Origin of the sequence: Pontibacterium sp., assembly GCF_041587635.1 — a bacterium.
Lineage (GTDB): Bacteria > Pseudomonadota > Gammaproteobacteria > Pseudomonadales > Balneatricaceae > Pontibacterium.
This window is the reverse complement of record NZ_JBFGYC010000603.1, coordinates 1-2,330: the sequence shown is the minus strand read 5'-3', so window position 1 is coordinate 2,330 and position 2,330 is coordinate 1. Positions and strand designations below refer to the sequence as shown.

Annotated in this window: 3 protein-coding genes; all 3 read left to right on the top strand. The window is 50.6% G+C overall.

From position 1 onward, the window contains the following. A partial coding sequence (locus tag ABYW01_RS19675; RefSeq protein ID WP_372836080.1) for an acetyl-CoA carboxylase carboxyltransferase subunit beta occupies positions 1-407 on the top strand: 407 nt, incomplete at its 5' end. A gap of 90 nt (positions 408-497) precedes the next feature. Continuing rightward, positions 498-1,775, top strand: a complete 1,278-nt coding sequence (gene folC, locus ABYW01_RS19670) for a bifunctional tetrahydrofolate synthase/dihydrofolate synthase (protein WP_372836079.1) — start codon at positions 498-500, stop codon at positions 1,773-1,775. After that, positions 1,768-2,328, top strand: a complete 561-nt coding sequence (locus ABYW01_RS19665; protein WP_372836077.1) for an SPOR domain-containing protein — start codon at positions 1,768-1,770, stop codon at positions 2,326-2,328. Before folC ends, ABYW01_RS19665 begins: the two co-directional genes overlap by 8 nt. The last annotated feature ends 2 nt before the right edge of the window (positions 2,329-2,330 follow it).

Below are 2,330 nucleotides of genomic sequence, written 5' to 3'. Positions count from 1 at the left end.
GTCTGGCTGAAGGCATCCCTCTAATCTGCTTCGCTGCTTCTGGCGGTGCGCGTATGCAAGAGGCGCTGTTCTCTCTGATGCAGATGGCTAAAACCAGTGCGGTATTGGAACGTTTGAAGTCAAAAAGCATTCCGTATATCTCTGTACTGACTGATCCGGTTTACGGTGGTGTATCTGCGAGTCTGGCGATGCTGGGTGATTTGAATATCGGTGAGCCAAAAGCGCTGGTCGGTTTTGCCGGTCCGCGTGTTATTGAGCAGACAGTACGTGAGAAACTGCCTGAAGGCTTCCAGCGTAGTGAATTTTTGCTGGAGCACGGCCAGGTTGATATGATCATCCATCGTCACGAAATGCGTGAACGTCTGGATTCAATCCTGCGTAAGCTGACACGTCAGCCAGACGCCTGATAACGGACCTGTTTGATCGCAACCCAAGTTAAAAATAGCCGGCAGTGATTTCCACGCTGCCGGCTTTTCTGTTTTTTGTAGTAGGTGTTTATGACGCAACTAACTGATCGCTTTTCATTAGACGAGTGGTTGTCGTGGATTGAGGCATGCCATCCGGCGGAGATCGAGCTTGGCTTGGAGCGGGTGAGTCGTGTAGCTGATGAGCTGGGTGTTCGCACGCCTAAATCTAAAGTCATTACGATTGCGGGAACAAACGGCAAAGGGTCTACAGTCACCTATTTGGAGACTATTCTCGGAAAGGCGGGTTATAGCGTCGGGTGTTATACCTCTCCACATTTTCGACACTACAATGAGCGAGTGCGTCTTAACGGTCAAAACATCTCCGATGAAGAGCTGTGCCAGTCTTTCCGTGCCATTACCGCTGCACGCAAAGATACACCGTTGACCTATTTCGAATATGGCACATTGGCAGCACTGGAAATCTTTAACCGTAAGCAGCCTGATGTGATCCTGCTTGAAGTTGGGTTGGGCGGGCGCTTGGATGCCGTGAACATCGTCGATACGGATGTGGCTGTTGTTACCAGTATCGCCATTGATCATGTGGATTGGCTCGGCGATGATCGTGAAGTTATTGGCCGGGAAAAGAGCGGTATTTTCCGGGCAGGACAGCCGGCGATATGTGGTGAAGCAGACCCAACGGCCTCTGTTGCTACCGTAGCTGATGAAACGGGCGCTGTGCTGTATCAGGTGGGTAATCAATTCGCATATCAGAGCGATGCAGATAAATGGAACTGGCAGGGCGTTTGTCCGGTCGGAGAAAGTCTGCAGCTAAAGAGCTTGCCAATACCTACGCTACCTTTGCCAAACGCTGCAACAGCGTTACAGGTATTGGCCGTATTAGGACTGGATGTGAGTGTTGGAGCGATTCGCGAAGGCTTGGCATGCGCTACGATGACCGGCAGGATGCAGCGCGTTGAGTTAGAGCAGGGCTGTTGCTGGTTGGATGTGGCGCACAATCCAGAGGCTGCAGAATTGTTGGCTAAACGTCTTGAGGCGAAAGGTGAGCAAGTGCATCTGGTGCTAGGGATGTTGGGTGATAAAGATTTTGCGTCGGTCATCGAGATTCTTCGGCCACAAGTGTCATACTGGTATCTGGCGGATTTGCATGTGCCTCGAGGCCAAAAAGCAGAGGTGCTGGCCGATCATTTAGTGGATGAAGTCGCTGCGGGTAGTTGTCGCAGTTTTCCATCCGTTGCAGATGCTCTGGACGCCGCTAAGGTGCATTTAAATCAGGGAAATTGTTTGTTAGTTGCGGGGTCATTCTTTACGGTAAGTGATGCCCTCAACCATTTGGGAGTGGATGAGTAAGATGCAAGAGAAGCTGAAATACAGGTTGATTGGTCTGGTCGTTATCGTGTTGTCAGCCGGTATTCTGTTTCCACTGTTTTTTAATGGCGACGGATATCGCGAACGCCATCTGGAATCGGCGATTCCGGAAGCGCCTTTGTTGCCAGAAGTAGTCACGATTGAACCTCAATCGATAACGCTTCCCGATACGTCTAAGGTGGCTGTGCCCGAAGAACCACGCCCAGTGGTTGAAAAGTCGGCTGAACTGGTGAAAAAGATAGAACGCAAAAAACCGGTTATTAGTGTCGATGAAGACAAACCTGTATTAGATACGCAGGGTGTGCCTGTGGCTTGGACGCTACAGCTGGCAACCTTCAGTGACGAAGGCAACGCCAAAGAGTTGCGCACCCAATTGATCGGGGCAGGACACAAAGTGTACACCCGTAAAAACGGTACGTTGGTCAAGGTGTATGTTGGTCCGGACTTTCAGCGCTCGAATCTTGAATCACTCAAAACCCGGCTGAAAAAAGACCTGAATCTTGATGGCATTATCGTGCGTTTCTCTACTCGCTGAAG